General features: G+C 65.0%; 22 protein-coding genes. 12 read left to right on the forward strand and 10 right to left on the reverse strand.

What is annotated here, in order from left to right:
- Positions 1-107: 107 nt before the first annotated feature.
- The gene (locus J3489_RS22110) at positions 108-2,987 is read left to right on the forward strand and encodes a glycosyl hydrolase family 18 protein (RefSeq protein ID WP_207001640.1); all 2,880 of its coding nucleotides are present in this window, start codon (positions 108-110) and stop codon (positions 2,985-2,987) included.
- A gap of 116 nt (positions 2,988-3,103) precedes the next feature.
- Positions 3,104-5,482 carry a YadA-like family protein gene (locus tag J3489_RS37765; protein ID WP_374193475.1) on the forward strand — a complete coding sequence of 793 codons (2,379 nt, stop codon included), beginning with the start codon at positions 3,104-3,106 and terminating at the stop codon, positions 5,480-5,482.
- Positions 5,483-5,632: 150 nt separating this feature from the next.
- On the opposite strand, the gene J3489_RS22120 is transcribed toward J3489_RS37765, so the two are convergent.
- The 10 genes from J3489_RS22120 to J3489_RS22165 form a co-directional block, all read right to left on the reverse strand.
- Positions 5,633-5,989, reverse strand: coding sequence for a hypothetical protein (locus tag J3489_RS22120; RefSeq protein ID WP_207001644.1), 357 nt, complete (start codon positions 5,987-5,989; stop codon positions 5,633-5,635).
- A 143-nt stretch (positions 5,990-6,132) separates the two neighbouring features.
- Positions 6,133-6,960 (reverse strand): hypothetical protein, encoded by an 828-nt coding sequence (locus J3489_RS22125; RefSeq protein ID WP_207001645.1) that lies wholly within the window; start codon positions 6,958-6,960, stop codon positions 6,133-6,135.
- Positions 6,961-7,085: 125 nt separating this feature from the next.
- A complete protein-coding gene (locus J3489_RS22130; RefSeq protein ID WP_207001647.1) occupies positions 7,086-8,210 on the reverse strand; it encodes a transporter family protein in 1,125 nt (374 codons plus the stop codon).
- 121 nt (positions 8,211-8,331) lie between these two features.
- Positions 8,332-8,787, reverse strand: a complete 456-nt coding sequence (locus tag J3489_RS22135) for a DUF2946 domain-containing protein (protein ID WP_207001649.1) — start codon at positions 8,785-8,787, stop codon at positions 8,332-8,334.
- Positions 8,788-8,827: 40 nt separating this feature from the next.
- On the reverse strand, positions 8,828-9,064 hold the full coding sequence (locus J3489_RS22140) for a hypothetical protein (protein ID WP_207001650.1): 237 nt from the start codon (positions 9,062-9,064) through the stop codon (positions 8,828-8,830).
- Positions 9,065-9,149: 85 nt separating this feature from the next.
- Positions 9,150-9,722, reverse strand: coding sequence for a cytochrome b (locus J3489_RS22145; protein ID WP_207001652.1), 573 nt, complete (start codon positions 9,720-9,722; stop codon positions 9,150-9,152).
- Between the two features lie 105 nt (positions 9,723-9,827).
- Complete coding sequence (locus tag J3489_RS22150) at positions 9,828-10,787, reverse strand: fimbrial protein (RefSeq protein ID WP_207001654.1); 960 nt, start codon at positions 10,785-10,787, stop codon at positions 9,828-9,830.
- Positions 10,784-13,474 (reverse strand): fimbria/pilus outer membrane usher protein, encoded by a 2,691-nt coding sequence (locus J3489_RS22155; RefSeq protein ID WP_207001656.1) that lies wholly within the window; start codon positions 13,472-13,474, stop codon positions 10,784-10,786. Before J3489_RS22155 ends, J3489_RS22150 begins: the two co-directional genes overlap by 4 nt.
- A 160-nt stretch (positions 13,475-13,634) precedes the next feature.
- Entirely contained in the window at positions 13,635-14,396 is a 762-nt protein-coding gene (locus tag J3489_RS22160; protein ID WP_207001658.1) for a fimbrial biogenesis chaperone, read from the reverse strand.
- A 69-nt stretch (positions 14,397-14,465) separates the two neighbouring features.
- On the reverse strand, positions 14,466-14,987 hold the full coding sequence (locus J3489_RS22165) for a fimbrial protein (RefSeq protein WP_207001660.1): 522 nt from the start codon (positions 14,985-14,987) through the stop codon (positions 14,466-14,468).
- Positions 14,988-15,361: 374 nt separating this feature from the next.
- Between J3489_RS22165 and J3489_RS22170 the strand changes: the two genes are divergently transcribed.
- The 10 genes from J3489_RS22170 to J3489_RS22215 all read left to right on the forward strand — a co-directional run bounded on the left by J3489_RS22170 (position 15,362) and on the right by J3489_RS22215 (position 26,356).
- Positions 15,362-17,629, forward strand: coding sequence for an ATP-binding protein (locus J3489_RS22170; protein ID WP_207001661.1), 2,268 nt, complete (start codon positions 15,362-15,364; stop codon positions 17,627-17,629).
- Positions 17,630-17,934: 305 nt separating this feature from the next.
- On the forward strand, positions 17,935-19,725 hold the full coding sequence (locus J3489_RS38495) for a lytic polysaccharide monooxygenase (RefSeq protein ID WP_207001664.1): 1,791 nt from the start codon (positions 17,935-17,937) through the stop codon (positions 19,723-19,725).
- Between the two features lie 204 nt (positions 19,726-19,929).
- Positions 19,930-20,367, forward strand: a complete 438-nt coding sequence (gene gspG, locus J3489_RS22180; protein WP_207001666.1) for a type II secretion system major pseudopilin GspG — start codon at positions 19,930-19,932, stop codon at positions 20,365-20,367.
- Complete coding sequence (locus J3489_RS22185; protein WP_207001668.1) at positions 20,339-20,920, forward strand: transglycosylase SLT domain-containing protein; 582 nt, start codon at positions 20,339-20,341, stop codon at positions 20,918-20,920. Before gspG ends, J3489_RS22185 begins: the two co-directional genes overlap by 29 nt.
- A 10-nt stretch (positions 20,921-20,930) precedes the next feature.
- Entirely contained in the window at positions 20,931-22,115 is a 1,185-nt protein-coding gene (locus J3489_RS22190; protein ID WP_207001671.1) for a type II secretion system F family protein, read from the forward strand.
- A 199-nt stretch (positions 22,116-22,314) separates the two neighbouring features.
- Positions 22,315-23,964: a GspE/PulE family protein gene (locus J3489_RS22195; RefSeq protein ID WP_207001673.1), complete on the forward strand. Its 1,650-nt coding sequence runs from the start codon at positions 22,315-22,317 to the stop codon at positions 23,962-23,964.
- The gene (locus J3489_RS22200) at positions 23,945-24,721 is read left to right on the forward strand and encodes a hypothetical protein (protein WP_207001675.1); all 777 of its coding nucleotides are present in this window, start codon (positions 23,945-23,947) and stop codon (positions 24,719-24,721) included. Before J3489_RS22195 ends, J3489_RS22200 begins: the two co-directional genes overlap by 20 nt.
- A complete protein-coding gene (locus J3489_RS22205; RefSeq protein WP_207001677.1) occupies positions 24,709-25,314 on the forward strand; it encodes a hypothetical protein in 606 nt (201 codons plus the stop codon). Before J3489_RS22200 ends, J3489_RS22205 begins: the two co-directional genes overlap by 13 nt.
- A gap of 5 nt (positions 25,315-25,319) precedes the next feature.
- The gene (locus J3489_RS22210) at positions 25,320-25,880 is read left to right on the forward strand and encodes a hypothetical protein (protein WP_207001679.1); all 561 of its coding nucleotides are present in this window, start codon (positions 25,320-25,322) and stop codon (positions 25,878-25,880) included.
- Positions 25,877-26,356 (forward strand): hypothetical protein, encoded by a 480-nt coding sequence (locus J3489_RS22215; RefSeq protein ID WP_207001681.1) that lies wholly within the window; start codon positions 25,877-25,879, stop codon positions 26,354-26,356. Before J3489_RS22210 ends, J3489_RS22215 begins: the two co-directional genes overlap by 4 nt.
- Positions 26,357-26,380 lie beyond the last annotated feature (24 nt).

A 26,380-nucleotide genomic window follows, 5' to 3' on the forward strand; every position in this document is an offset into this window, starting at 1 on the left:
TTTGAAACATTGATCCGGAAATGGCGATTCATAGAATCGCATAAGGATTCAAATCGACGATCCATTCAATGTGGATAGTAGAACTTAACTTTATACCGATATAGACGATGCGACACATTCCTTCGAAACGAAATTCATTCATCCTTGCGCGAACCGCTCTCGCGAGCGCCGCCTTCATTGCGCTTCAGGCACCGGCCTTCGCGGCGCCGGGCGCGCCGCAGATCTCCGCCTATGAAGTCACGTCGAAGCCGCACGGCTTTGTGCAGATCGATCTGCAGGCTGCTGGTTCGGCCGCGCCCTATAAAGATATCGTCAAGCTGAACGACAAGGTGGTCGTGCCGCTGACGTTCAATATCTGGAGCGGGTCGGCTGCCGCCAAGGCCTATGCGGTGGTCGACGGCGTGGTCGACGAAGCGTCCGCAATCACGGTGTCGGGAAGCAAGGCCACCGTCAACGCCAACGTTCGCAAGGCCGGCGTCCGCAAAATGGCGGTGCGCGCTTGCGATGCGGCCGGCGAATGCACGACCGGCCCCTCGCTCGACGTCAAGGTATTCGACACGTTGCCGGAGTTCGCCGACGACCTGCCGGACAACGCGGACAAGAACCACAAGAAATACGACAACGCGTCCGGCGACGTCGTCGGCACGTATTTCGCGACCTGGTCGGTGTACGGCCGCCAGTTCAAGGTCGACAACGTGCCGGTCGAAAATCTCACGCACATTCTCTACGGCTTCGTGCCGATCTGCGGCGGCAGCGGCATCAACGATTCGCTGAAGGACGCCGGCTCGCCGTACCAGGCGCTGCAGACGGCTTGCAAGGGGTTGCCCGATTTCAGCGTCGCGATTCACGACCCGTGGGCCGAAATCGCGCTGACGCTGCCGGGCCAGACCCAGGCGTCGCCGCTCAAGGGCGTGCTCGGCCAGATGATGGCCGCGAAGAAGCGCAATCCGAATCTGAAGATCCTGCCGTCGGTCGGCGGCTGGACGCTGTCCGATCCGTTCTTCCACTTCGGCGACGCGGCGAAGCGCAAGGTATTCGTCGATTCGATGGAGCAGTTCCTGCGCACCTGGAAGTTCTTCGACGGCATCGACATCGACTGGGAATTCCCGGGCGGCGGCGGCGCGAATCCGCGGCTCGGCGATGCGAGGAAGGACGGCGCGACCTACGTCACGCTGATGAAGGAGCTGCGCCAGATGATGGATCGCGTCGGCAAGGACACCGGCAAGACGTACCAGCTGACGTCGGCGATCGGCGCGAGCACCGAGAAGATCTCGATGGTCGACTACAAGCAGGCCACGCAGTACATGGACTACATCTTCGACATGACCTACGACTTCTACGGCGCGTGGAGCACGACCGATCTGGGCCACCAGACGGCGCTGTTCGGCACCCAATGGAAGCCGGGCGCGCATACGACGGACAAGTCGATGCAGGCGCTCATCGCGCAGGGCGTCGACCCGAAGAAGCTGGTGGTCGGCGTGGCCGCATATGGCCGCGGCTGGACCGGCGTGTCGAACCTGAAGGACCCGGCGAATCCGTTCACGGGCACGGCGAAAGGACCGATCGCGGGCGGCTGGGAGCCGGGCATCCTCGATTACAAGAAGATCGTCAAGGAAATGGCCGGCAAGGACGGCACCGGCATCAACGGTTACCAGTACGGCTATGACGCCGCAGCGGAAGCGCCGTATCTCTACAAGAGCTCGACGGGCGACCTGATCACCTACGACGACGCGCGCTCGACGATCGCGAAGGGCAACTACGTGCGCGAAAAGAACCTGGGCGGCGTGTTCTCGTGGGAAATCGACGCCGACAACGGCGACATCCTGAATGCGATGCACGAAGGCCTCGGCCATCTCGGCGCCGGCGGCAGGCCGGTCAACCAGCCGCCGATCGCGAGCGCCGGGAAGGACGTGACGATCACGAGCGCACAGACCGTGGAACTCGACGGCAGCGCGTCGCGCGATCCGGAAGGCGAGCTGCTGACGTATGCGTGGAAGCAGACGGCGGGACCGGCATTGCAGATCGTCAACGCCGATCGCGCGAAAGCGAGCGTCGCGGTGCCGAAGGCGAGTGCCGAAACCGTCTATCGCTTCCAGTTGACGGTGACGGACCCGCAAGGCCTGTCGAAGGCCGACAACGTCGTGATCACCGCGAAACCCGCGACCCAGGTCGAGCCGCCGCCGGAGGAAATCGTCGAGCCGATCACGGGCACGCTGACGATCGCGCCGGAAGTGATGTCGGGCGGTCAGCTCGCCGTGAGCGTGAACGCCGTGCACAAGGACGGCAAGAAGCTGACGTACAAATGGACGCGACCGGAGTCGCTGTTCGGCGGATCGGTCGGCAACAAGGCGTCGGGCAGCTACGCGGTGGCCAACGTCGATGCGGACAAGACCGGCACGATCAGCGTGAAGGTGTCGGACGGCGCGAAGGAAATCGATCTGTCGCAGAAGGTCAAGGTCAAGGCCGTTGGGCAGCCGCAAGGCACGCTGACGGTGCCGGCGACGGTCGAGGCCGGCGGCGAACTGCCCGTGACGGTCGAGGCGAAGTTCGCGAGCGGCAAGCCGCTGAAGTACACGTGGACGCGCTCGTCGCCGCCGTTCAGCGGCGCGGTCGGCAATAAGGCGTCGGGCAAGTACGCGGTCGCGGACGTCGACCAGGACACGTCCGGCCGGATCACCGTGACGGTGACGGACGGCGAGAAGACGATGAAGCTCGAGCAGCGCGTGACGGTGACTGCCAAGGTTACGCCGCCGACCGATGGCGGTAATAACGGCGGTGGCGGCAATAGCGGCGGCAATGGCGGTGATGGCTCGGCGCATCCGCAATACAGCGCGGGCACGGCGTACCAGGCCGGCGACATCGTCAGCAACAACGGTAAGTCGTACGAGTGCAAGCCGTGGCCGTACACGGGCTGGTGCAGCCAGTCGCCGACGCACTATGAGCCGGGCGTCGGTTCGGCGTGGGACGACGCATGGATCGAGCGGTAAATCTTTCGATGCTTTGAAGCGGAGCGGCGGCGGCAGCCGCCGTCCTCCGATACGCATGCACGGAGAGCAGGAAGAGTCCTGCCTCCGGTTGCGGAAATCCAATGGGTTGGAAACAAATGAACAAGGTTTATCGGAATGTCTGGAATGCGCTGGCCGGGCGCTATGTGGTGGCGTCTGAGCTGGCGAAGAGCCGGGGGAAGAAGGCGTCGGGCGGTGTCGTGATAACCGCTGCACTGATCGGTCTTGGAGCGGGTGGCGAAGTGCTGGCGCAGCCTGTGGACGGCGCGACGGAAGCCTGCACGACGGCGGACGGGAAATCGGGAAAGATCGATGAAAATGGGGCTTGCCGGCCCTCGACCTCCACGCGAGGTTTCGGTATTGCACCGATCGCGTCTGGCTTGGACGATAACAAAGTGGTGATTGGCGCGGGTGCATCGGCGACGGGTATTAGCGATATTGCAATCGGACGCAGTGCGAAAGCAGATTCTTCCGCCGCTCCTGGAGGCACCGATGTTCAAGCCTATGCGCTAGCGATGGGGTACAGCGCGAGCGCTGGCGGCGGGGCGGTCGCACTCGGGATGGGAGCCGTTGCTACGGATGGCAATCCCAAAACCGGGATGAATGCAGTTGCCGTCGGCAATGCGGCCAAGGTAACTGCCACCTATGGCGTTGCGTTGGGATATGGGGCTTCGGTGTCCGCTGACGATTCATTGGCACTGGGAGGGCTTGCGATAGCCACCGGAAGACTTGCTGTCGCGATGGGCAAGGAAGCTAGTGCGTCTTCGACCGGTGCGGTGGCGATCGGTTATCAAGCAAAAGTTGATACCAAATCCAATTCCGTCGGCACTGCAATTGGATATCAAGCGACAGTGGACGTGCCAAGTGGGTTTAATGGAGATGCTTTCGGCGGGTTTTCTAAGGTCACTGGCCAAGGCAGCGTTGCGGTAGGTACTAATGCAAGTGTTTCGGCAGTGGAAAGCGTGGCAATCGGTCACAACAGCACTGCTGCCCGAGATAACACGGTGTCGATCGGTTCCCTAACTAAAAAGCGCCAATTGGTCAACATGGCGAAGGGTACGGAAGACGACGACGGCGTGAACGTGGCCCAGCTGAAGCCTACAGTGGACGCACTGGGCGGCAGCGCCAAAATCGACGCGACGACCGGCGCGGTGACGGGCCCGAACTACACGATCCAGGGCGAGAGCGACATCAAGACGGTCGGCGGCGCGCTGACGAAGCTGGACACGGCGGTGAGCACCAACAGGGCGACGCTGACGCAGATCGGCAACGACCTGAACAGCGGTTCGATCGGTCTCGTCAAGCAGGACGAAGCTACCGGCAACATTACGGTGGCCAAGGGCCTGGGTGGGGCGCTGGTGGACTTCTCCGGCGAGGCGGGCGGGCGCGTGCTGACCGGCCTGGCGAACGGCGTGGACGACCACGACGCGGTGACGCTCGCGCAGATGAGGTCGACGATCGCAACCGACATCGAAGGCCGGATGATGAGCGCGCTGCAGTACGACGACGTGTCGCTGTCGCGGGCGACGCTGGGCGGCACGGATGGCACCGTGATCGGCAACCTGGCGAACGGCCTGATCGCGTCGGGCAGCATGGAAGCGGTGAACGGCGGACAGATGTACGCGATGCAGCAGGACTTCGAGAACCGCTATAACCAGCTGAACGACAAGGTCGACGCGCTGGAAGGCAAGGTCGACGAGATTGGCCAGGGCAACGGCGGCGGCAACGGCGGTGCTCAGGAAGGCAGCACGTCAGGCTCGGGCAGCGCGGCGGTGGGCGAAGGCTCGTCGGTGGTGGGCGACAACGGCACGGCGCTGGGCAACGGCGCGACGGTGGCGGGCCCGGACGGCGCGGCGGTGAACAACGGCACGGCGGTGGGTTCCGGTTCGAAGGTGACGGCCGACAACGGCACGGCGCTGGGCTCGGGCGCGTCGGTGACGGCGGCCAACGGCACGGCGCTGGGCAGCGGCGCGAGCGTGAGCGGCGCCAACGGCACGGCGCTGGGCAACGGTTCGGTGGCGAGCGGCGAGAACAGCACGGCGATCGGCTCAGGCGCGAACGCGAGCGGGAATAACTCGGTCGCGCTCGGCGAAGGGTCGAGCGCGAGCCGGGACAACACCGTGTCGGTCGGCTCCGCAGGCAACGAACGCCAGATTACCAACGTCGCCGACGGCACCGAGGCCACCGATGCCGTCAACGTCCGGCAGCTCAACAGCTTGCGCGGGGAGATGCAGAGCAGCAAGCGCGATTCGTTCGGCGGCGTCGCTTCGGCGATCGCCATTGCGAACCTGCCGCAGGCAGCGCTTGCGGGCGAAAGCATGGTATCGATCGCCGGCGGGACGTACGGCGGTCAATCGGCGGTCGCGTTCGGCCTGTCGACCGCCACGCGCGACGGCAAGTGGGTGTTGAAGGGCTCCGGTTCGACCAACAGCCGCGGCACGGTAGCGGTGGGGGCCGGCGCAGGCTATCGCTGGTAGTGGCGTTGCCGGTGATCCGGCGCGTGCCGGCATGACGAGCGGCGCATCCCGATAAGAGGATGCGCCGCTTTTTCTTATGCCGAGACGATGCGGCGCCTCGAGGCGGCATTTCACTATCGGAGTCATCCGCTCGGAAGGCAGGGAGGAGTCCTATGTACGAAACCGATTCCATTCTCCGACCATCTTCGTTCTCGATCCAGGCGCCCGGCGACGTTGCCGAGCCGGTTCGGTTGCCACGAGGAAGGAGACGAACGGAACATGAAAGAGAACGGAATGCCGATGGTCGTAGGGTCGCGCGCGGCGGATCGCTGGCGCCGGGCGATGCTGATCGCATTGAGTGTGATGTTGTTGGCTCGATACCGGGAGGATCGTGCGGCCGTTTTGGGCCATCTCGGGGCCGAGCACGCCGGTCATGATGTGCGGCGGAAACAGCACGTCGATCGTGAGGCTGGATGCGCCGCCCAGCGCCTGCATCAGCGGCCCGTAAAAGCGGTAGATGTGGTCCATTGGGAAGACGGCCGTCGTTCCGGGCGCACGGACGATGTCGAGTGCGTGACCGAGATCCGGTGCTTGAGTTTTAGCGCTCGGCGAGGGATTCGTTCTTCGGGGGCAAGGTCACCAATAGAACGGCAGCGACACCTCGCCCGTACTCAGATATTGGCCGACAGTAGCCGCAGCCATTCCTCTAACTGCTTGACGCCGATTATCCGAATCGGCTTCAAATCGGTTGCAAGTCCAGTTGTAGAGGGGGCAAGCGAGGAGATTGAGCGTTTAGCTGAACTGGAGGTGCAAAGCGTATCGGTAAACGCATGATCGGCGTGACCGGCAATCTCGCTGGTACCCGCAGCAAAACACCCATTGCTTGACAGCATCGAGATTGAACTACTGCTGCCTCCGGCCAGCGTTCCCAGGTCCGTCATACCGCCGGCCTCTGTCCATTTGAACGCGTGGATCGCGCCGGTATCGGTTTCGCTGTTGCCCATCACCACCGCGGTATCGCTGATCCCTGTTACTGCGCCCGGCGCTCCGCTGCCTAAAGCGGGAATCGCCTGCACATCGTTCGCATCCGGGTTCCAATAGAACGGCAGCGACACGTCGTCCGCGCTCAGATACTGGCCGACGATGCCACCGGACGCATTCATCTCGACCCCGCCCGATGGATTCAGCACGCGGGGGGCGGCGGAAGGCTGAGTCGCTTGCCAGATGACGGCCTGATTGCGCCCGGTCGCATCCTGGCAGGAGCCGATCACGAGCCCCGCATGGGTGATGGCGATCGTCGCGCAATTCCGTCCGGCAACCAACGGCGGCAAGACCGTTTCGCTGCCGGGCGTGAGCGAGACGAATACGCTTCGTACACCAGAGGAATTGAGACAGCTGCCCGCGACGATGCCGCTGTCGTTGACTGCGCTGCCGGTACATTGGAGCCCGGCAGCGGTGCCTTCGTCGGTGAGGGTGTCGGCGCGAACGGCAGACGTCAACAGGGCGAAACAGAGCGCGGCAAAGCAAAGCGGGGAAGGCCGGCGCCGGACGATAGATCGTTCCGTACGCCGGCCAAGGGGGAATCGCTCCCGGAGAGTGCCGGGAGGCATGAGCTTGCCGCGCGTCAGAACGCCATCGACCAGTTCACGTACAACGCATCCTGCTGCTCGAGCTGATAGCCGTTGAGGCTCTGCGTGATCGGCTTCACATACTCGACGCCGACGCGATTGCCCTTCAGCGGACCCGAGCCGACCACGGCATTGAGGCCGACGCCGGCCTTCAGCACGCGGCCGCCGTAATTGCTTTGCACGTCGTCGGGGCTCATCTGATGGCTCGGTCCGTTGTAGGCGCCCTGAATCGTGCCTTGCGCGGTGTAATTCAGCCGGGCCGATGCGCTCAGCCAGTTGGTTAGGCGATAGCCGCCCCAGGCGTTCGCCTCGAACTTGTTGCCGAACCGGAAGCCGGATTTGTTGCGGCTTTGCATCGCCACCTGCGCGAGCGCCTGCGCACCCCAGCTCCAGCGATTCGCGTGGCCGGTGTACGTGACGCTCGGAATCACATCCCATGTCCCGGTGCCCAACTGCATGCCGTAGTGCACGAAGCTGCCGTTCGGATTCTTGAGCGAGACCGAGCCGGTCGGAATGCTGATGCCGAGCCCCGCGTGGACGTGATGGCGGCCGTCGTCGTAAAGCTGGAACAGGCCCGCCGCGACGGTGTCGCCGATGCCCGACGTGCTGTGCGACATTTCTCCGCCGCCCATGCCGCCCATGCCGCCCGCAAGCATCGGGCCGTGGCCGCCACCATGGCCGCCGCCGCCGCCGCCGTGGCCGCCGCCGGCGCCGGGCACCATCTTCATGGTCATCGGCATGTCCATGTACATCGGCATCAGCATGACGTTGAACCAGTCGGTCGGCGCATACATGAGATGCAGCATGTGCATGTTCATCCTCATGCTGGTCGGCTTCATCATGTAGCCGGCCGCCGCGAGCGCCTCGTCGCTGACGGCGTTGCCGCCGTTCATGACGTCGCCGCCCGTGCTGCTCGTCGAGAAGTTGTAGCCGAACATCCACTCGCCCTTCTTGTGCATGTGGTCGTACATCATGCCGGCGGGCGCGTGGCTGTCGGGCGTGAGGCCGACGCCGGGTTCGTCGTGCGCGTGCGCGGGCGACGAGAGCAGGGCGGCGGCGAGGGCCGCGATTGCGGCGAGGCTGATCGTGGTGCGGCGAATGAGGTGTTGGTTCTTCGACATGATAGGAGTACTCGATAGATTGATGTTTTCGGCGCGCGGCGCTGCCCATGCACGGGCGCGGTCGACCGCGGTGCTTGCCGATGAAAATGGAAATTCGATGCCCGCCGGCGGGCGTCACACATCAGTCGAGTACTGGCGGGCCGCGCGAGAGTGCGTGGCGCCAGATGAAGAAATGGCGCGGAGCCTGGTAGAACAGGTAGGGATGATCGTCCGCAAAGCGCGTGATCAACGCGTCTTGCGGCGGCATCGCGGGCAAGCCGAAACTGCCCGCGTGAACGTGGCAGAACGGGCATTCGTCCGCTTGAGGCGCGGCCTCCTGAGCGCAATCCGGATCGGCGGCCCGATTCGTGTCGTGATGCGGCATCGGCTCGATGTCGTGCTCATCGCGCGCAGCAGAGCCGCACGGGGGGGCGGCATCCGTCGCGCGCATCGCGTGATGCCCGATCTGCAGCATGGCCGACGAACGGCCGTGCATCGCCGCCTTGACCGACGTGATCGCCGGCGCAAGCGTGTTGAGCAGGATCGCGAAGATCGCGATCCATGCGGCTCGATACACGTGGCGAGATCGGAAAGACATGAAATAGGGCGTCGGGTTGAGAGGAGACGAGCACGCAGGCTCAGGCGGGCAGCGGCAGACCGATGCCTTGATCGATGTCCGCGCGCGCGTTGCGTTCGGCGTCCTGCATCGCGCTCAGCTTCGAATCGAAACCGAACAGCGACTGCACCCTGTAGCGCGGCTTGTCGGCGCCGGCATGGTGCGGCGAACGAAATTCGTAGTAGGCATCCCAGCGGCTGTTGTCGCGTTGAACGGCGAACACGCCGTATTCGCGGTCTTTGTAGTTAACGTATTGCATGCAACGATTCGAGGTTGTGATCTGCGCGCGGTGAGATCCATGGTTGAATAGGCCGCGCGCGGAAATTGCGGATTAAGGTTGAGGTTCAGGCGTGCGTCTTGTGCGACGACAATGCGGAAAAGCTCATGCGGCGCAGCGTGCCGTCCTTCTTGACCACGTGATGCCAGAGCGCTGCGCCGATATGCGCCGCGATCACGAGATAGAACACGCGGGCGATGAAGTCGTGCGTCGGCACGAGCAGTGCGACGAGTTCGGCGTTCCTTGCGACGAGCGCCGGGAACTCGAAGCCGAGCAGCGGCATCGGCACCCGCATGCCCTTGGCGTTGACGATCAGCCAGCCGATCAACGGTTCGGTGATCAGGAATACGTAGAGCATCAGGTGCACCGCCTTCGCGGCGAAATCGGTCAGCGTGCTGCCGTTCGAGACGGCGGCGGGCTGCGGGCCGATCACGCGCGACAGGATGCGCGGCAGCATCAGGAACAGGATCGCCATGCCGGTGCCGATATGCAGCACCATCATCGAGTACATCGTGACGTGACCTGCCTCGACGACGAAGTGACGCACTTCGCCCGAAAGCAGCGCGACGAACATCAGGATCGCACCGAGCCAGTGGCACATCACCGACGCGGCGTTGTAACGCTTGATAGCGGGTTTCATTGGAATAAATAATTCGGTTGAATACCCGCTATTTTCAAATCCGCATCAATGATGGGCAATCATTGTCAAGAGAATCAAAAGTCGTCGACGGATTTTCAATTCGCACTACCGCATTTCGATCAAGACCGAGACCGTCGCGTTGGCGTCGCCAGGCGTGATGCGGCCGGACGTCTGAACATACTGCGCAGAGAGCGGAATGGCTACGATCCCTGCGTCGGGGTGGCCGAGACTGTTCCAGGTGTTCACCGGCATCGTTTTGCCGTCCTGCGAAGACAGGCGAACGCCGAGCCCGGTCGCCGGCGCGTCGCCGGTGACCTTGATGAACTCGGACGAGTCCGGAGCGGCCTCGCCGCTGAATTGGACGGAAAGAGGCGTGGACCCGCCTTCGCCGAACTGCGCGCAGGTGACGTGCAGGCTGAAATTGCGCGGCGTGGTCGCAGTGCCGATTCCGGTGAAGTCCGAGAGCGCCACGATGCCGAGATTGACATTCAACAGTTTCGAAGCTTCGGCTAACTTGCAGGCCACGCCGTCGAACCGGGTGTTGACGAAATGTTTTGCTCCGAACTCGTGCCCAATGAAATCGCCTGGGTGCCGCCATTCGACCTTGAATGCGCGACTGGTGATGTGGCCGGGGGTGATCGGTCCCGCCTTCACCAGTTCGGCCTTCATCGAAATGGAGATATCGACGCCGTCGCCGCGATGCGCTGCAAGATGCACGCTTGTGCCGGGGTTGATCACGTTGCCGTCGGCGTACAAGCGAATGCCCACGCCCGGCAGGCTCGTGCGACTCAAGTCGGTGCCGGGAATCGGGTCATTCGAGGAAAGGAAGATGTTTTTGGGGGCTGGCGATCCATCCCACCTCGGATTGCAGACGACTTTCAGCTTGAACTCTTTGGTGGCGAACACATGGCCGACCTGCTTGCCGTCATCGTAAAGACTCCCGAATTCGATTGGCGTGTGGATGTCGCCGTCCCCCTCGCAGTGATCTGCGTGCGCCGCGTGGGACAGGCCGAACAGCGCGAGCGCCGGCAGTATTCGGAGCAGATTTCGATACCTGCGGTTCATTGTGAAAGACTCCTGAAATTACGTTCGACGTCTCCGGCGAGACCCGGCGGAGCCTCGTCCGCTTCGCGGCGCGCGGCGCCGCAGACCACGTCCAGTTCCGGCAGATCGGAGGCTTCGGCGAGCGATGTCATATCGAACGACAACTGGCACGCCTCGCGCATCTGCTTGCCCCAGCGCACGGTCAGCGTGGCGGCGTCGCCCGCGCCGGTGACGAACCCCTGGCCGTCCGGGCCGACCATCCCGACCTCATGCCGGTCCGCGTCGAAAATGCGCGCGCCGAACGGCATCGGCTCGCCGGATTCGTTGCGGATATTCAGCAACAGACGGCCCTTCGCGATCTCGAACGGTGCGAGCACGACGGCGCCCCGGCGCGGCACGACGTCGACCGTGGCGGCCTTCACCGCCGCCTGCCGGTCGAGATCCTCGGTGCGCAGCGCGACGCGGTTCGCCCGGTAGGGCGTCGCGCTCGGCACGATCGCAAAGCCGCGCGAATCGGTTCGGACACCCGAATTCGATTCGATGCCGACTTGGCCGGCGCCCGGCGCGGCGACGAGCACGTTGGTCTCGCCGAGCGACTGCCCGAAGGTGACGCCGCGTCCGTGGACGATCACGCCGCCGGATGCATCGAGCGTGGTTTGCGAATAGTCGCGCGCCTGGTTATGGGCGACGCCGAATTCGCCGACCGAGGTCCGGTAGTTGACGCTCGCGTTGCCGCTCATGCCGCCGTTCGGCGACCGGTTGGTGTCGACGCTGTAGGAGAACCGGTGATCGTCGAACACGGTGCCGAAGAGCCCGGCGTGTTGTTCCGTGCCGGCTTCGCCGCTGGTGATCGAGGCGTTCGCATAGGTGGTGCTGGACGCGCTGCCGCCGAGCGGGATCGAGACGCTGAACGAGGCCTGGCGGCTCGCCTTGCCGCCGGCCGGACGATCGGAGCTGAAATTCACGCGATACGGAATGCGCTTGAGCGAAGACGAGTAACCGAGCTGGATCACGCGGTCGTTGCCGGGGCGGCGCCAGTAGCTCTGCTGCGTGTAGCTCGCGTACATCGAGCCGTAGTGGCCGCCCTTGCCGAGCGCCTGGGTCACGGTGGCTTCGACCCGGCTGCGCGCGCCGTCGGTCGAGATTGCCGCGCCGATATCCGACGGGGTGGGAGAAACGACGTCGCGGAACGAGTGATAGCCCTTGGTCGAATAGCGGTATGCGGCGGTACGGAATTCCGTGCCGAGCGTGTCGAGCGCTTTCGCGTACATGACGCGCATCGATTGGCCGCTTTCGGTGCCGCCGTCCGGGAGACGGGAGCGCGCATGCGTGACGTCGACCGACAGCGCGCCGAGCACCGCCATGTTCTTTGCGGCGCCGAGCGCGAGCGCGGTGTAGAGCGGCGAAGCGATCACGCCGCCGTACAGCGTGATCTCGTGGCCGACGCCGTAGGCCGCCGTGCCGGCGACGAACGATGCGTGCCGGGCGGCACCGGGAACGCGGGTGACGCCGGCCGTGAAATGGTATTTGAGCCCGTGCTCGCGCAGCAGCGTCGGGATGTTCGCGTACGGCTGCATGAACGAGCGTTTTTGTCCGTCCGCCTCGATGATCGTGACTTCCATGTCGCTGTTCGACGACGCGGGATACATGTCGTCGATCACGAACGGGCCGGGTGGAACGTAGGTGCTGTAGACGAGAAAGCCGTTCTGCCTGATTTCGACTTTTGCATGGCTTTGCGCAATGCCGCGCACGATCGGCGCGTAGCCGCGCAGGCTGTCGGGCTGCATCGCGTCGTCGGAGGAGAGCTGGACGCCGCGGAACGGCACGCTGTCGAACACGTCTCCCGGCATGAAGCTGTCGCCTACCGTCAGTTGGCTCTTCAGTGCGGTGATGTCGTGTTGCGCGTAGGCGCTCGGCATCTGCACATGCGTGCCGCTGTAGTCGCGGTTCAGCGACATGTCGCCACGAAACCGCCAGCCGCCGAGATTGAGGCCCGAGCGCAGCGATGCGTACCATTCGGCGCCGTTGCCGCGACTGCTCGAGACGTAGTTTTTCGAGGCGCTCAGGCGATAGTCGAACAACGCGGAATCGATGCCGCTGTTCCAGTGCGCCGGATCGATCGCGCCTTGCGCCGAGCGTTTCATCATCGCTTGCGGGATCGTGATGGCGACAGTCTGCGTCGCTGCGTCGACCCGCACCGAGAGATTCGGGCCGACGGCGTGCAGATCGATGCAGGCGGCGGCATCCTGGCCGGCGAGTTGCGGGAATGCCGACAGATTGGCGCCGAGTTCGTCGAGCAGCGCAGGCGTCAGACAGGGCAGGACATCGCCGCTCGCGGCGTCGGACTGGAAATTCAGCGTGTACTGGCTCGCCGTGCCGTCGTTCATGGTCACGCCGACGAGGTGTTCGCCCGGCGTCAGCACGTTGCCGTGCGCGAATGCGGCCAGATCGGCGGCGCTCGTTTCGCCGTCGCCGCCGAACGACAGAAAGCGTGTGTTGAAGCGCGTGGCCGCGCCCTCAGCGGGCGCGGCGGCCTGCGGTTCGGCGGGCGTTTCGGGGGACATGCCGGCCATCTGCTCGACGTCCTGCGGCATGGCGTCCGGCAGCGCCATGGGCGGTTCCTGCGCGAACGCCGAGTGAGCGAATGCACAGAGCAGCCATGCCAGCAGTAAGCGCGCCGCGAGCGGCAGAACGTTGAAGGTCTTCATGATGGTCAATGCCGCGCCCCGCGCCGCCCGCGAAAAGCGGCGGCGCGGGACGCGATGCGACAGGCGCGTCCCGGCTCTTCGGAGACGCACCAGAAATGAAATCCGGGTGGGCGCGGAGCGCCCGCGTGTCAGGGCCTGTTATTGGCGTGAACGGGCCCTTCTAGAAGCGCGCCTGCGCCTCGGGGGCTTCGATCGTCGCGCCGAAGTCGTTGATCGTCTTGAAGCGCACCGGCACCGCGCCGGCATGGCCGGCCGGGGCATGCTTGAGCGGGAGCGACGCCTCGGCGAACGGCGCGACCGCTTCGATGTCGACGGCTTCCTTTGCGTCCCCCGCCTCGATGCTTGCGAAGGTCACGTAGTAGGGCGTCGGGTTCGTGACCGTCAGCGCCTTGCCGCCCTTGCCGCCGCCGTCCGTCACGCTCCACTGCAACTGCTTCGGCGCGTCGGCGGCCTTGCCCGGCAGATTGCCCGGACGATAAAAGAGCTTGATGCGCGTATGCACCGCGATTTGCAGTACGTTCTTGCCGGCCGGCACTTCGGGGATCTCCCTGAAATTCAGGCGGAACATCGACTCGCGATCGGACGGCAGCGCATTGCGCGCCTGCATCACGCGCAGCAGATTTTCCTTGCCGGGATCGAGCCGCGAGAGCGGCGGGGTGAGCAGGAACGGCGCCTTGGTTTTACCCTTGGCGGGTCCCGCGTCGCTGCCGCTGCCGTCGCCGCCGTCGACCCAGGCCTGCACGACGAACGGCACCTGATCGACGTTCTTCACCGGCACGGACACCTCGCGCCGGCCCTCGTCGAAAATGACGCGCGTGGCGCCCACCACGACGCCCGCGCAGGCTTGCTGGGCGACCCCGATCGCCGCGCAGCAGAGCAGGGCGTTGAACGTGGTTTTCAGTCGGGCGTCGATGCGCGTCATGTCGGGTCCTTGCGATGATCGGAGCGTGAGCGAAGCGAGGGCCTTGCGTCCGGCCGGATGCGTGCGGTCTTAGCGATAGGTCAGCTGGAACTCGGCCTGAGCGTTGGCCTCGCCGGGCTCCACGTTCGGGGAAGTGGAGACGTAGCGCGCCTTGAACTCGAGGCTCGCTTTGCCCTCGCCGATCGCGTATTCCTTCGATTCGGAATTGATCGGCACATCCGTATTGGCGTCGTCGACGATCCGGATGCCGAGACCCTTTGCATCGTCTCCCGCGTCCTGGCCGATCTTCAGCAGATCGGGTTGGTTCGCGTCGGCTGTGCCGTTCATCTTGACCTTGACACCTGCGAGGCCGGAGTCGCAGGACTGCAACTCGATCTTGAAGGGGATATCACGTCCTTCCGCGCCGCTCACATTGAAATCGTCGGCGGAGACCGTGCCCATCGAGACGTTGATATTTTTGTTCGGCACCGAGCAGGTCGTCTTCAGTACCTTGCCGGTGAAGTTGATCGTGCCGTCTGCAGCGTGCGCCGCGGTGCCAAGCGACGAAAGGACGGCCAGCAGCGCCATCGAAATCTTGAAAGAAGGTTTCATGCTTGACTCGTATTCGATGCAAAAAGAACTCTGGTTGGGGGAAAAGGCAAGACCCTTGTCGTCTTGCACGGACCGGATTCTGAATGTCGAATCGAATCGATAGAAGCTATCTCAAGCGAATCTGAAAAAGCCGAATAGGAAAATAACTTCGGGAGAAAGCGAAGTTTTTGAAAGCGGCGCCAGGCCGGAAAATCTTCAAACAATGTCGAATCAAAAATTGAGGATTGTCTTACCCCTGAGAATAAGATTGTTCTTATATTGATAATCCCAAGCCAATCTTAAAATTGCATCCTTTCTTCCGCCGCCGGCGGCGAGCCTTACAGGGCCATGAGGCGGCGGGTCCGATCGATTACAGCTCGACCCAAGGACACCGGATGCCCGCTTCCCGCGAATCTTTCAAAAAGCTGTCGAAGGCCAACCTGCGCACGGGACTGTTCGCGCTGTCGATGCTGGCGATGGCGGCCTTGGGAAGCCATCCGATCCTGAAAACGATGTTCGGCTCGTTCGACAAGGTCACGTTCGACCTGGTCTCGCAACGCTTCGCGCATCCGAGCTCCCGCACGGTGGCCATCGTCGAGATCGACGAAAAGACCATGCGCGAGCTCGGCCCGGTGAACCTGCCCCGCTACGGCGCCGCGCTGATGGACGAACTGGGCCAGGCCGCCAGCGTCACGCTCGACGTGATGGTGCCGCTCTACATGGCGGCGGCCGATTCAAAAGGGCGGGCGCAACGCAAGCACCTGGTGCTGCCGCTGCCGGCCGTCGGCGCGGACGCGTTGCGCGGCGCGGCGCTGCCGCACTGGCTCAAAAATACCGCGTCGGTCGGCCATCGCGACGTGACGGTCGGGCATTTCGGAGCGGTCAGCGGCATCGTGCCGTTCCGGCAGGTCGGCGCGCAGGTCTATCCGCACGTGGCGCTCGAGGCGATCCGGCTCGGCAGCGCGCGGCTCGCCCGCGCGCTCAGCGACTACATGCAGCCGCGCGCGCTGTCGGTCGGCCGCGAGACGACGCCGTCGATCCTGCTGATGATGCCCCGTTTATCCGACATCGCGCACTATTCGTTCGCCGACGTGGTGAAGGGCCGGGTGCCGGCCAGCGCGTTCGCGCAGAAGCTGGTGTTCGTGGGCGCGTCCGGCGCCAGCGCCGAAAGCTCGTGGCAGATCTCGTCGCTCAACATGGACGCCGTCACGCCGTCGCAGCTGGACGGCCTGATGACCGAGGCCATCGTCGACGGCAACGTGATCCGCGAGGTGCCGGGGAAGACGGCGATGCAGGTGTACATGGCGATCGCGCTCGGGATGATCCTGATCTGCGCGCTGACGCCCGGCGCTCGCATGCACGCGTTCGCGTTCGGCTGGCTCGCCGCGGCGTTTGCCGGCTCCACGGCGTTGCTGGGCGGGTTCCACATCTGGCTGCCGCTCGGCGTGCTGCCGTTCGTGTGCCTGCTGATTTATGCGTTCTACGCCTGGCAGCGGATCGTCGCCACGCAGCGCGTGCTGCGTAGCGAGATCCACGGCTTCACCGAACTGTCGTCGCGGGTCGGCGCGCCCGGCGCGCTGGACCTGCCGGGCGACGAAGCCGCGCTGGCCGCGCCGCCGCTCGAGCAGATCGGCTCGGCGATGCGCCAGATCCGGGCATGGCAGGAAGCGTACGTGAGCGTGATCAACCAGCTTCCGCACCCTATTTTCGTGACCAAGGGCGGGCAGCTCGCGATCTGGAACGACCGGGCCGCCGCGCTGCTCGATACGGCGCCCGACGGCAGTGCGCCGGTCGCGCCCGCCTGGCTCGGCGACGCGCTCGCCGGGCCGCTGCCGGCGGGCGGCGCGGACCGGGAGATCGAACTGGACGGCAGGATTTACACGCTGCTGTCGGTGCAGCTCGCGTCGTTTGCCCAGGTCAGCGCGGACGATGCCGACACGCAGCTGATCTGCCTGGTGGACATTTCCGACGTGAAGGAATCCGTGCTGCAGGACCGGCAGACGCTGCGCCACATGGCGCATGACCTGCGCAATCCGCTCACCACCGTGCTCGCCCTGATCGAGCAGAAGCGCGCCGGGCCGGCCGCGTTCGACGAACCGTTCATCGGTACGGTGCGCCGGCTGGTCGACTATTCGCTGCGCATTACGCAAGACTTCGTCCAGCTCGCCCACGCCGAGCATCTCGATGCGGACGCATTCGAGCCGGTTTCGGTCGACGAACTGGCGGACGAAGCGCTCGACCAGATCTGGGCGAGCGCCGACATGAAAGCGATCCGGATCGCCGGCCCGGGCGAGCAGAGCGGCGCGATCGTGCTCGGCAACCGGGACATGCTGCTGCGTTCGCTGGTGAACCTGCTCGACAACGCCGTCAAGTACTCGCCGCCGGGCTCCGCCGTGGCGCTGCGGATCAACGCGGCCTCCCGCCAGGACGGGAGGGTGGCGTTGCATGTCGTCGACGAGGGGATCGGCATCGGGCCGGATGCGCTGCCGCGACTCTTCGAGCCTTTTTTCCAGGTGAAGGAAGCGTGCGACGCCGGCTCGGGGGTGGGCCTGGGTTTGCCGTTCGTCAAGGCCGTCGTCGAGCGGCATCGCGGGGCGGTGGGCGTGGCGAGCGAACTCGGGAAGGGCAGCGACATTTGGATCGATTTGCCGGCCGCCGCTTGACGCGCCGGAGTCCGGCATCTCGCGTTGTGTCGGCATGGTTCGTACTGCAAGGCCGCTCCGGACGAAGCGCCTTCGTTTCAAGGCTCGACCGGATTTCTTTAGAAATTCTTCAATATCTCCACAGATGCTTTTGAGAATGATCGACTCGCCCGCCGGGAGCTGAAAGAATTCTCATGAGTTGATTGCCGGATCGATTTTCTTTTTTACCAAATAAATGACGGCGATTAAAAGTGGTGCGGCGGCGATTTGCCGCTCGCGATTTTCTCTGTGATTAATTGATTCACGTGATAAAGGAATTAATTTAAATGGCTTTTCATCGACACACTTCCGCACAGCGCAAACTGGCCCGCGCTGTTTTGCCGGGACTCGCATTGACGCAGCTTGCGGCCGTCGCGATCATGCTCCTGCCGACCAGCGCATCGGCGCACGGCTCGATGACGAGCCCGGCCAGCCGCCAGTACATGTGCACGACGGCCGGCGGCGACAATCCGGAAGGCCCGATCTCGGCGGGCTGCAAGGCGATCAAGGCCGCGGGCCAGACCGGCATCGTCTACGACTGGATGTCCAACGCCCAGGGCAGCGCGGGCGGCAATCACGAGGCCGTCGTGCCGGGCGGCCAACTGTGCGCGGGCGGCAAGTCGAACTGGAGTTCGCTCGATACGCTCGCGGACTGGAAGCGCACGGTCATCACGCCGGACGCGTCGGGCGAGGTCACGCTGAAGTACAAGCAGACGGCCCCGCACCAGACGAAATACTTCAAGAACTACATCACGAAGGACAGCTACGATTTCACGCGACCGCTGCGCTGGGACGATCTCCAGCCGGTCGGCGAGGTGGGCTCGCAGCCGGCCGAAAGCGAAACGACCATGAAGGTCAAGATCCCGAGCGGCATGAGCGGCAAGCGGGTCATCTACAACGTGTGGCAGCGCAGCGACAGCGCGGAAGCGTTCTATTCGTGTTCGGACGTGGAGATCGCGGGCACGCCGTCAGAGTGGCGCGACATCGGCGACATTCGCGGCGGTGACGTGAAGGCCGGCTCGACGGTGGCCCTGCGCGTGTTCGACAAGACGCGCGGTAGCGACCTCGAAAAGCATGAAGTGAAGGTTGGCGCGGGCCAGACCGCAGCGGCGGAGTGGATCTACCTGCTCGCGGAAAAGGTCAACGGCGCATCGGAGCGCGTGAAGATCGGCAAGCTCGGCTCGGACGGCCAGATCAATCCGGTCAAGAGCGCGACCGAGAACGACATCTTCGGCAACGGCAAGGACTACAACTTCGCGATCGACCACAAGGACGACTCCGACAACGGCGGCGGCACGCCGCCTGTGAACAAGCCGCCCGTGGCGAACGCGGGCGCTGACGTGACGATCGACAGCGCGCAGACCCTAACGCTGAACGGCAGCGCGTCGAGCGATCCGGAAGGCGGCGCGCTCAAGTACAGCTGGAAGCAGGTCGGCGGCCCGGTGCTGACGATCGCGAACCCGACCCAGCCCAAAGCGAGCGTGGCGGTGCCGAAGGCGCAGACGGAAACCAGCTATCGCTTCCAGCTGACCGTGACCGATCCGGAAGGCGTCTCGGCATCCGACGACATGACGGTCAAGGCGAAGCCGGCAGGCGAGAATCCGGGCGGCAACCCGATCACGGCAACGCTGACGGTGCCGTCGACGGTCGACGCGGGCAGCACGCTGAACGTGCGGGTCGACGCGAAACACGCGGACGGCAAGAAGCTGACCTACAAGTGGTCGCGCACGACGGCATTGTTCTCCGGCGATATCGGCAACAAGCCGGCGGGCTCTTACTCGGTGGCGAACATCGACGCCGATCAATCCGGCAACATCGGCGTCACGGTCAGCGACGGCACGACCGAGTACAAGGTGCCTTCGCAGAAGGTCCTGGTGAAGGCCAGCGGCTCGTCGGGCGGCGGCGACTATCCGAAGTACGAAGCCGGCAAGGCGTACCAGGGCGGCGAGATCGTCACCAACAACGGCAAGCTGTACCAGTGCAAGCCGTACCCTGAAGCGGGCTGGTGCGGCCAAGCTCCGGCGTACTACGAGCCGGGCAAGGGCAGTAACTGGACGGACGCTTGGATCGCGAAGTAATCCACTAGCTGCAGCGACGACGCATCGGCCGCGCCATCGCGCGAGCCGATGCATTCAAGAGGCGGAGGCCCCGGGCCTCCGCCTGTTCAGATGGGCCGATGTTCCGGCCCGCTCGTTTTCCCGATCAATGTTCAGCGCGCCGGCGCGATGTCGCCGGGGCCGGAGGCGGTATACGCATCGAGAGATGCGTGACGGACAATCAACATGAAAAACGCATCGATCAAATTCAAACAAGCCGCGATGAAAGGCTTCACCCTGCTCGAACTGCTGGTGGTGCTGCTGATCATCGCCTTGCTCGCCGGCTATGTCGGCCCGAAGCTGTTCTCGCAGGTCGACAAGGCGCGCGTCAAGACCGCACAAGCGCAGATGAAGTCGCTCGGCGACGCGATGAGCCAGTACCGGCTCGACACCGGCAGCTATCCCGGCGCAGACCAGGGCCTGGCGTCGCTCGTCAAGGAGCCGCAGGGCGTCGCCGGCTGGCAGGGGCCGTATCTGGCCAAGGACGTTCCGGCCGATCCGTGGGGCCGCGCCTATCAATACAACGTGCCGGGCCGCGACGCGGAAGCCGAGATCGTGACGCTGGGCCGCGACGGCCGACAAGGAGGCGAGGGCGATGACGCAGATATCGTCTACGGTCTCTGAGCGAGTCCGCAGTCTGCCGATCGCGCGCGTCGTCCGGTCTTCCATCGTGCAGGGCATCGTGGCGGGCGCTGCGATGCTGGCTGCCTCCTCTTCCATGGCGGCCGATTGCTGGACCAAGGTCGGCGCCGAATTCAGGATCGATCCGCTGCTGCTGTATTCGATCGCCAAGGTCGAGTCGTCGCTGAATCCGAAGGCGATGAACCGCAACCGCAACGGCACGTACGACATCGGTCTGATGCAGATCAACAGCACGCACCTGCCGCGCCTCATGCGCGTGGGCATCACGCGCGAGCGGCTCGTCAAGGAGCCGTGCACGTCGGTGCGCAGCGGTGCGGAAATCCTCGCCGGCTTCATCGAGCGGCATGGTTATACATGGGAAGCCGTCGGCGCGTACAACGCCGGCAGCGCGCCCGAACGCGCGTCGCTGCGTAAGGCCTACGCGACCAAGGTGTGGCGCGAATACAAGGAACTGACGCGCGAACGCGCCAACGAGCGGGCCAGAAAGGCGGCGGCCGAAGCGCCGCGCGCGTCGGGCGACGTTTCGTTCGACTAAAGGAGCCGATGTGGCTACGTTTAAAGTTCGTCTGTTGGCGCAAGGCAAGATCGAGGTCAGGACCGTCGAGGCCGCCGACGCGGCTGCCGCACGCGCCCAATGCGCGCTGACCGGCGCCGCGGTGCTCGCGGTTGCCGCCGCGAAGGGCGCTGGACGCAGGGGCCGCAAATCGAAGTTCGCGCTCGGCCTGTTCCTGCAGGAACTGTCGACCCTGCTCGATGCGGGGCTGGTGCTGATCGAGGCGCTCGAGGCGCTGCGCGACAAGTCCGGTTCCGACCGGACCATGCGCGCGGTGCTCGCGGCGATCCTGGCGACGATGTATGAAGGCCAGCCGTTCTCGAAGGCGCTCGCGGCGCAACCCGAAGTCTTTCCGCCGCTGCTGGTGGCGACGGTCGAATCGTCGGAAGGCAGCGGGCAGCTGCCGGTGGCGCTGCAGCGCTATCAGCACTACGAATTGCGGATCGAGCAGATCCGCAAGCGGGTGACGGGTGCGCTCGTCTATCCCGGCGTGGTGATGTCGGCGGGCGCCACCATCCTGATGTTCATGCTGTTTTTCGTGATCCCGCGCTTCTCGGCGGTGTTCGAGACGATGCAGACGCTGCCTGCGAGCGCCCAGGCGATGCTGTGGTGGTCGGGTGTCGTCGAGGAGCACGGGCTGATGCTCGGGGCAGGCGTCGCGGCGGGCGCTGCCGCGTTCTACTTCGTAGTCCGGTCCGGCGCGGTGCGCGCGGCGCTGCTGCGCAGCCTGTGGAAGGTCCCGAAGCTGAGCGAGGTGTGCCATCTGTTCGTGCTGGCGCGTTTCTACCGCACGGTCGGCCTGCTGATCGCAGGCGGCACCCCCGTGATCGACGCCTTGTCGTTGTCGACGAAGATCCTGCCGCCCGCGTATGCGGCCAGGCTCGCGCTCGCGCTCGAGAAGCTGAAGGCCGGCCGCGCCGCGTCGGCGGTGCTCGCGGAGCACGAACTGACGACCGCCGTGGCGGAGCGCCTGCTGCGTGTGGGCGAGCAAAGCGGCGACCTCGGCGGCATGTGCGAGCGCATCGCGCATTTTCACGACGGCGCGCTCGATCGTTCGATCGAAATGTTCAGCAAGATCTTCGAACCGGTGCTGATGATGTTCGTCGGCGCGATGGTCGGCACGATCGTCGTGCTGCTGTACATGCCGATCTTCGAGCTGGCGGGCAGCATCGGCTGAACGCCGCGCAACACGCGCTTAGAAAAACGAAAGGCCCGGGTTTCGACCGGGCCTTTCGTTTCTCCAGGTGTCCTGAATTAACATTATCGCGAACTTCAGATTCGTTTCAGTTTCGTTGTTGGTTCCGATGCGATTTCCGACAATCCTTTTTTCGGTTCGCATCGCATCTGACGCGCGCGAATCCATACGAGATAAATTCATGGACACTCCCGATCAATCTCAATTGCAGCAATGGCAGCACGCGGCCGAAGCAGGCGGCGTGACGCTTGCCGCTTATCTGGAGCAGCAGCTGCTCGCCGACGCCGAACGGCTTGGGGAAGTCGCGCGGCAGATCGGCGTGGCCGCGGTGGCGCCGGACGAGCTGACGGCCGCTCAGGTGCGTTTCGAACACCTGCCGCTGCCGGAAGCGCTGACGTTGCGCGTGCTGCCTGTCCAGCACGGCGAACGTCTGACGCTGGTCATGGCGAATCCGCTCGAGCGGCAGGTGCGCGCGCGGTTGCAGATCCGCTTTGCGCTCGCGCGTCCGTCGTTCGCGATGAGCACGCCGGGCGCGGTCGACCGGATTCTCAAGACGGCGGAAGCGAGCGAGCGCGTGATGGGCGACGACATGAACGTCGACGCGTCGAGCGACTCGCTCGCGCAGGCCGTCGAGTCGATCTCGCTGACGACGATCGCGAAGGACGAGAGCCCGATCATCCGGCTCGTCAACATGACGCTCTACGACGCGCTGCAGAGCCGCGCCAGCGATATTCACCTCGAGGCCGTGCAGGACGGGCTGATGATCCGCTATCGGATCGACGGCGTCATGCAGGCGATCCGTCCGATTCCCGGGCTGGAAATCGCCAACCAGGCCATGTCGCGGCTGAAGGTGGTCTCCAGTCTCGATATCGCCGAAAAACGCGTGCCGCAGGATGGCCGCTTCAAGGTGATCCTGCAGGGGCGCGAGATCGATTTCCGCGTCTCGATCATGCCGGGCGTCTACGGCGAGAACGCGGTGCTGCGCGTGCTCGACAAATCGTCGCGCGGCGACGTGATGAATCTCGACACGCTCGGTTTCGACACCGTCACGGCCACCCGCATCCGCGCGCTCGCGCTGCTCCCCTATGGGCTCACCCTTGTCACGGGCCCGACCGGGAGCGGCAAGTCGACGACGCTGTACGGCACGCTGTCGGAAGTCAACACCGGCGACGAAAAGATCATCACGATCGAGGACCCGGTCGAATACGAGCTGAAGGGCGTGCTGCAGATTCCCGTCAACGAGAAGAAGGGCCTGACGTTCGCGCGCGGCCTGCGCTCGATCCTGCGCCACGATCCGGACACGATCCTCGTCGGCGAAATCCGCGACGAGGAGACGGCGTCGATCGCGGTGCAGTCGGCGCTGACGGGGCACCGCGTGCTGTCGTCGGTGCATGCGAACGACGCGTTCAGCGTGATCGACCGTTTCATCTACATGGGCGTCGAGACCTCGACGTTTCTCGAGGCGCTGAACGGCGTGGTGTCGCAGCGCCTCGTACGGCGCATCTGCCCGCAATGCGGGCCGGCGGCCAACCCGGGCGGCGGCGAGATCGGCGCGGACGTGCCCGACAGCGAACTCGCGCACGCCGTGCTGCCGGGCGCGGGCTGCGACGCCTGCCGCGGCACCGGCTTTCACGGCCGGATCGCGCTCGCCGAAGTGCTGCGCCTGAACACGGCGCTCAAGGCGGCGCTCCTCGAACGCTCGCCGGAAAAGCGCGCGCAGGCGCTCGCGCAGTGCGCCGACTACCAATCGATGCGCAGCGCGGGCATGGCCGCGATCCGCAAGCGCTCAACGACTTATCAGGAGGTGCAACGTGCCGTCGCTGTGGACTGAGTGCATTGCAACCGTCGACGTCGAGCGCGTGTCGATCGTCGCCTTCAACCTGCCCAGATTGAGACCGGGACGCGATTTCTGCGTGCCGATCAGCGAGCCGCATTGCGGCGAGCCGGCTGCCGCCTTGTCCGCGCTGCTGGCTCGCGTCGAGCGGCGCGCGGGGCGCGCACGCAACCGCCTGCACCTGCTGCTGGGCTATCCGTGGGCGCATGCCGCCGTGCTGCCGTGGCAGGAAGCGTTGCCGAACCGGCAGGCGTGGTCGGCCTATGCGTCGTCGGTTTTGAGCGAGCAGGGCGCGCCTGGCGCGTTGCGCGTCGCCGTCGAGGAAGGGGGCTTCGGCCGGGCGCGTCTGGCTGCCGGCGTCGACGATTCGATGGCCGCGCTGCTGATGGCCGCCGGCACCGAAGCCGGCTGGCAGGTGGCGAGTTGCGGCGATCTGCTGTCGGCGACGCTCGCGCGCCACGCCAAGCGGCTCGGGCGCGACTATGCGCTCGCGCTCGTCGAGCCGGAATCGGTGAGCTGTCTCTACCGACGCAACGGCGCTTGGATCGATGCGGCCACGCTGATGCGCGGCGCGGGCCAGCCGGCCCAGACCGCGATCGATGCGGTTACGGTCATGTGCGGTCAGACGGCCGCGTCGCCGGTCTTCATTTGCGCGACCACGCCGCTTGGCGGCGACGATTTCAGCGGCGCTGCGTGGATCGAACTCGATGCACCGCTTGCGCACCTGGTAGGAGCCACGCCATGCAAAAGCTGAAGCGTTTCGATTTCGCCGCGAAGCAGGCGAAGGCGGGTCCGGCGACGCTCGCGCTCGCCGGCGCGCTGCTCGCGGCCGGCGTCTGGGCCGGCGGCACGTGGCTGCAGGCCGACGAGCTGCGCGCCGACGTCGAGCATCTGCAGCAGCGCATCGAGCAGCGGGAGCGCGCGCTCGATGTCGCGAAGCGGGCCGCGCAAGGCGCCTCGCCGGACGACAAGAAGTTCGACGCGGTGCTGCGCGAGCAGGCGGGCGCGCACGCCCGACTGCCGGTGCTCGACGTGGTCGAGTCGGCATGGGCGCCGCAGATCGCGCTGCTGTCGCTGTCGGTGCAGCGCGCGGGCAAGGAAGCGACGATCGAGGCCGAGGCCCAGGATCTGGTCCAGGTCTACGCGTTCATCGAGCGCCTGCGCCTCGCGGCCGGACGAATCGCGGACGCGGCCAGGAACAGCCCGCCCCCGGCCGAGCCGGGCGGCAAGAACGCCAAGGCTGCCAAAGCGCCTTCATCCGCGCAGGTCGTCCTGGTCCGTCATGGAATCAAACCCAAGGATCCGAACCGGGCCGTGTCGTTCGGCGTGCGGATCGAACTGCCATGAAGAACATGAAACTCAGATCACTGGCGTCGCTGCGCGTCGGCAATCCGCTGCCGCGCCTGCGCTGGCACCTGCAGCATGGCGCCGATCGCCTGGGCAGGACCGGTGTCGTGCTGGCGGCGCTCGCCGTGGGCGCGGCGGGCTGGCAGCTGCTCGTGCAGGAGCCGCACCTGCGCCAGCTCGCCGACGAACGCCAGGCGCTGACCGCCGATCTTGCGCGGCTCGCGAAAGTTCCGCGCCAAGAGGCGCCGGGCGACGAGCTTGGCGCGGAACTGCGCAAGGTCAATGCGAACATGCAAAAACTGCAGGTGTTCGAAACGCTGAAGAAGTACGGCATCGATGCCTCGGAGTCGACCTATCGGCAGGACGCCGAGGTGAAGGGGAAGCTCGCGCGCTGGACGCTCGGCATCACCGCTACAGGACGTTACGCCGATCTGTCGCGCGCGTTGCAGGCGTTGTCGCAGCAGCGCTTCCTGCGCGTCGAAAGCGTCACGCTGACGCGGCCGCGCATCGAAGACGTCACGCTGAACATCGGTCTGCGTGTGTCGCTGCTGGGAGCCGAGAAATGACGCGTATCCGTAACAAGACGCTGGCCCCGGCGGCCGGCGCGATCGCACTCTTCGCCGCGATGCTGGGCGCCGCGGCGCTGTCGAGCGCCGACGAGGGCGAATCGATCGATCTCTTTCCGACGCAGAGTTTCGCGTCGCTGTCGGCGGCGGCGCAGAAAAACGAAGCGGCGGACATCAAGCTCATCACGCCGGACGAGGAGGAAGAGGGCAAGGAAGGCGTCAAGGCGGAAACGATCCGTCCGATGCCGTTTTCGGTCACCGCGGAATGGAAGGAAGGGCGCCAGCGCGTCGTCGTCCTGGAAGGGATGGGGCAGATCTTCCTGATTTGCCAGGCTTGCAGCGTCAAGGACGCTATCCGCCCCGGGAAGGAAATCTCGGGCGGCTACCAGCTCGCCAGATTGGAAGCCGCCGCTGCGGTGCTGCTCACCCCCGAAAAAAGCGAGGTCTCGCTGCCGTTGTTCACGAGCGGAACCTGACGCCAACCTAATTGAACCTTGATA

It is taken from the genome of Trinickia mobilis (assembly GCF_017315705.1).
Classification (GTDB): Bacteria; Pseudomonadota; Gammaproteobacteria; order Burkholderiales; family Burkholderiaceae; genus Trinickia_A; species Trinickia_A mobilis.